Origin of the sequence: Pseudomonas sp. HMWF006, from assembly GCF_003061205.1 — a bacterium.
GTDB classification, from domain to species: domain Bacteria; phylum Pseudomonadota; class Gammaproteobacteria; order Pseudomonadales; family Pseudomonadaceae; genus Aquipseudomonas; species Aquipseudomonas monsensis.
On sequence record NZ_QAIU01000455.1, the window covers coordinates 816 to 5,388 of the forward strand.

At 62.4% G+C, this 4,573-nt stretch carries 5 protein-coding genes; 2 read left to right on the forward strand and 3 right to left on the reverse strand.

Annotation, left to right across the window (positions count from 1 at the left end; translation table 11 throughout):
* Nucleotides 1–27: 27 nt before the first annotated feature.
* Together DBR24_RS19635 and DBR24_RS19640 are read left to right on the forward strand one after the other, a co-directional pair.
* Complete coding sequence (locus DBR24_RS19635; protein WP_128615576.1) at nt 28–825, forward strand: isocitrate lyase/phosphoenolpyruvate mutase family protein; 798 nt, start codon at nt 28–30, stop codon at nt 823–825.
* Between the two features lies 1 nt (nt 826).
* Nucleotides 827–1,456, forward strand: a complete 630-nt coding sequence (locus DBR24_RS19640; protein WP_128615577.1) for a DNA-3-methyladenine glycosylase — start codon at nt 827–829, stop codon at nt 1,454–1,456.
* Nucleotides 1,457–1,645: 189 nt separating this feature from the next.
* Here DBR24_RS19640 and DBR24_RS19645 read toward each other — a convergent pair whose 3' ends face one another.
* From DBR24_RS19645 to DBR24_RS19655, 3 genes are all read right to left on the reverse strand, one after another.
* Nucleotides 1,646–2,743: an extracellular solute-binding protein gene (locus DBR24_RS19645; protein WP_123462743.1), complete on the reverse strand. Its 1,098-nt coding sequence runs from the start codon at nt 2,741–2,743 to the stop codon at nt 1,646–1,648.
* A gap of 2 nt (nt 2,744–2,745) precedes the next feature.
* Nucleotides 2,746–3,855 (reverse strand): agmatine deiminase, encoded by a 1,110-nt coding sequence (gene aguA, locus DBR24_RS19650; protein ID WP_123462741.1) that lies wholly within the window; start codon nt 3,853–3,855, stop codon nt 2,746–2,748.
* A 99-nt stretch (nt 3,856–3,954) separates the two neighbouring features.
* A partial coding sequence (locus tag DBR24_RS19655; protein ID WP_128615578.1) for a LysR substrate-binding domain-containing protein occupies nt 3,955–4,573 on the reverse strand: 619 nt, incomplete at its 5' end.

The window sequence follows — 4,573 nt, forward strand, 5'->3', positions numbered from 1 at the left end:
CGAATCAACTGACAAGAAGGATTTTTGATGAACGCGCTCGCGACGCCGTTTCACCAGTTGCACCAGCAAGGGCTGCTGATATTGACCAACGTCGCTGACGCCACTGGCGCACGACTGGTCGAACACCTCGGCGGCAAAGCCATCGCCACCAGCAGTGCGGCGGTGGCCTGGGCCCACGGTTACCCGGACGGCAACACCCTGCCCCTCGACCGCCTGGTGTCGACCGTGGAATCCATCGTCCGGGTGATCAGCGTGCCGTTGACCGTCGATGTCGAAGCCGGTTATTCCGATGACCTCGGCCGTGTCGCCGAAGTGCTCGATGCGGTGGTCGCGGCGGGTGCCGTGGGTATCAATATCGAAGACGGTTCGGCAGCGCCCGAGCTGCTGGCACGCAAGATCGAACGGGCGCGCCAGGTTGCCGACAAACGCAATGTGCAGCTGTTCATCAATGCCCGCACCGATGTTTATCTGAAAAACCTTGTACCGGCCGAAGACCGCGTTGCCGAAACCCTGCGGCGCGCCGCAATGTATCAAGCGGCAGGCGCCGATGGCTTGTTTGCCGCGGGGGTGACGGCAGCTTATGAAATCGAGGCGATCTGCAAGGGCACGCCATTGCCGGTCAACGTGCTCGGCTTCGCTGGCCTGCCGTCGCCCTCGGAGTTGCAGGCACTCGGCGTGCGCCGCTTGAGCGCCGGTTCCGGCATCGCCGAGTTCCTCTACGGCGCAATGGGCGGGCTGGTGAAAAGCTTTCTCGCCACAGGCCAGCTCGACACCCACGGTCTCAAGGCGTTGAGCTATGGCGAAGTCAACGGCCTGCTGAAATAGCATGCCCGACACCTACCAGGCGGCCAGCGCGTTGCTGGCCGCGCTCGACCCGGACTGGCACCGACATATCGCGGCCATCGGCCCGTGCCTGCACCAACCGCACCCGACACGCGATCCCTATGAATCGCTGGTGCGGGCGATTGCCTATCAGCAACTGCATGCCAAGGCAGGGGACGCGATTGTCGGGCGGCTGGTGGGGCTGTTTCCCGGGCAGACGTTTGCGCGACCTGAACAGATCCTGGCGACCGATTTCGAACGCCTGCGCAGTTGCGGGTTTTCCGCCGGCAAGATCGCGACGATTCAAGGGATCGCCCAGGCAACACTGGACGGCGTGGTACCGGATTACAGCACGGCGCTGGTGATGGAGGACGAAGCGCTGATCGAGCGCCTGGTCAGTTTGCGCGGCGTCGGCCGCTGGACCGTGGAGATGTTGTTGATCTACGGCCTGGGGCGCATGGACGTGCTGCCGGCAGATGACTTTGGTGTGCGCGAGGGTTATCGGCGACTGAAGGGACTGGAAGTGCAGCCGACGCGCAGGCAGATGATCGAGACCGGCCTGGCGTGGAGCCCCTATCGGACGGTGGCGGCGTGGTATTTGTGGCGGGTGCCGAAACCGCTGCCCTCACCCTGAGGGAGAGGGAACTGATTGGGGGATATTGGAGATTTACGCCGACCTGAAATAGCGCCTCTGAATACATGATCGCCAGGACTTGATGGGGCAATCCATAATCGACCCGGTTTTTCAGGTCGATGGATAACGCAAGACATCTCGGTCGGCCCCCTCTCCTCCCGGGAGAGGGCTGGGTTGAGGGTCATCTGTTCACAGCCCGGACTTCAACCGACTGAACGCCCGGATCAACGCCCGATTGAAGGCTTTGCCGTTGTCGTTTTTGCTGTACAGCGTGGCCCTGACGTCGGCCGGGGGATACGTCCCCGGATCATTGCGAATCGACGCATTGACCAGGCCGTCCGCCGCCGTGATCGCATTGGCGTAATGAATGGTGTCGGTAATCGGCGCGATCACCTCCGGCGTCATCAGATAATCCATCAACGCGAGCCCGGCCTGCGGGTGCGGCGCGTCCTTGGGAATGACCATCGCGTCAAACCAGATCAACGTGCCTTCTTTCGGGATGTGGTAACTCAGTTTGAACGGTTTGTTCGCCGCCTCCGCCTGCCCTGCCGCAATCGCCACGTTGCCGTTCCACGACATCGCCACGCAGGTGTTGCCATTGGCCAGGTCGCTGATGTTCAGGTCGTTGTCGAAGTAGCGGATGTACGGACGGATCTTCGCCAGTTGCTGCTCGGCGAGTTTCAAGTCGTCGAGGTTCTGCCGGTTGATGTCCAGGCCCATGTACTTCATCACGGCGGCGAACACTTCGTTAGGATCATTGAGCAGACTGACTCCGCAATCGGCAAATTTTGCCACCACGGCCGGATCGAACAGCATCGCCCAACTGTCGGTCGGCGCATTCGGCAGGCGCTGCTTGATCGCCTCGTCCTGGTAACCGACGCCGGTGGTGCCCCAGGCGTAGATCCCCGCATAGCGATTGCCCGGATCGAACACCGCCATGTGCTGGCGAAACTCATCACCGACCCCGGCAAAGTGCGGCACCCGCGCCTTGTCCAACGGCTGGATTGCGCCGCTCTCGATGGCCCGCGACAAGTGCTGGCCGGCAGTCAGCACCAGGTCGTAACCACTGCGCCCGGTGAGCAGTTTGGTCTCGACGGTTTCCAGCGAATCAAAGTGATCGGCGACCACATGAATGCCGGTTTTCGCTTCAAAATTCTTCAGTGTGTCCGGTGCCAGGTACTCGCCCCAGATGTACAGGTTAACCACCGGTTTGGCGGAATCGGCGGCCTGCACACACAGGGGTGCAAGCACCAGCATTAACGCTTGAGTCAGTTTGTGCAGGCCCATCATCACACCCCCTTGCCGGCGTATTGCGGCATGGTGATGCAGGCGACGTTGCCACCACCGAGCAGGATTTCACGGGAGTTTTCGATGCCGACGATCTTGTGCTGCGGGAACAGTTCGGCGAGTGTCGCCAGTGCCACCTGATCGTTGCGGTCACCGAACAGCGGCACCACGATCGAGCGGTTGCCAGCGTAGTAGTTGATGTATGACGCACAGATTTGGGTGCCGGCCTGTCGGGTGTGGGTACTGTCCTGCTGATCGAGGCCTTCGGCTTCTTCGGCGGTCCACTCCAGTACGTCCGGTTGCGGCAGTTTGTGCACGATCAGCTCGCGGCCCCGGCTGTCACGGGTGCTGCGCAGGATGTCGTAGGCCTCCTGATAGATTTCCCACTGCGGGTCATCGCGGTTGTCGGTCCATTGCAACACCACTTCGCCGGGACGCACGAAGCAGGCGAGGTCGTCGACATGGCCGTCGGTTTCGTCGAACTTGCAGCCCCGTGGCAGCCAGATCACCTGTTCGGCACCGAGGTAATCGGTGAGGCGTCGGGTGACTTCGTCCTTGCCCAGGTGCTGGTTGCGATTGCGGTTGAGCAGGCATTGCTCGGTGGTGAGGATGCTGCCCTGGCCGTCGCTCTGGATACCGCCCAGTTCGGCAATCAACGGCGCGCGGTAGCGGTCGAAGCGCTCGATTTCGAGGATCTTGCTGGCGATCTGGTCGTCCTTGTCCCAGGGGTAATACAAGCCACCGTCGAGGCCGCCGTAGGCGTTGAACTCGAAGTCGACGCCGCGCACTTCGCCGCTCTGATCGTTGACGACAAAGCACGGACCGCTGTCGCGGAACCAGGTGTCATTGCAGGTCATCTCGACCACGCGTACCTGCGGCGGCAACTGCCGGCGGGCGGTGGCGAATTGCGCGGCAGAGGCGCACACGGTGACCGGCTCACTCTGCGAGATGGCGCTGACGATCTGCACCCAGACTTTCTGCGCCGGCTTGGCGCCGTTGCGCCAGACGTCGGTGCGCTCCGGCCAGCCGAGCCAGCAGCCGGACTTCGCTTCGAATTCGCCGGGCAGACGGAAGCCGTCCTGTTTGGGGGTGGAGTCGAGCAAACGTGCCATGGTCAAACCTCGTCTTCGGGTTGGGAATGACCACAGGCTAAGGGCGCAGGCGCTGCGCTCGCCAACGATGATTATTACGGAACAGTTGAGTTCAACTCATCAATCGGCCAGTTGATCGTTGAACCATTCGAGCATCTGCGCCACCGCCGGACGCTCCAGACGCACCCGTTCGCAGACCAGCGCGTATTGACCGAGGGCGGTCATGCTCGACGCGAAGGGTCGCACCAGTCGCCCGCTCTGCAAATCCTCCTGGGCGGTGAGGTTGTCGCCCATCGCCACGCCCTGCCCTTGCGCCGCCGCTTCCAGGGCCAGCCCGGCATGGGCGAAATACAACTGGCGTTGCGGCCGCTGATCGCCGGCGTGGCTAGTCAGCCAGGCGGTCCAGGTCTTGCCGTCCTGATCATCGTGCAGCAGGCAGTGACGGGCCAGATCCTTTGGCGTTTTCAGGTTGCCCTGGTTGAACAGTCCGGGGCTGCACACCGGGAAAAATTGCAGGTCGGGCAGCGGCCGGACGAAATACGCACTGCTGTCCAACGGGCCGGTGCCGTAGGTGATCGCCAGATCAATGTCTTCCCCGGGCGCCGCAGCGTCGATCGGTTGTTCATAGAGGTGCAAGGTGATGTGCGGGTAACGCGCATAGAAATCGGTGAGGCGGCTCATCAACCATTTCTGCGCGAGCTCCGCGGTGACGGCCAGACGCAACACCGCGAGCGAGGAT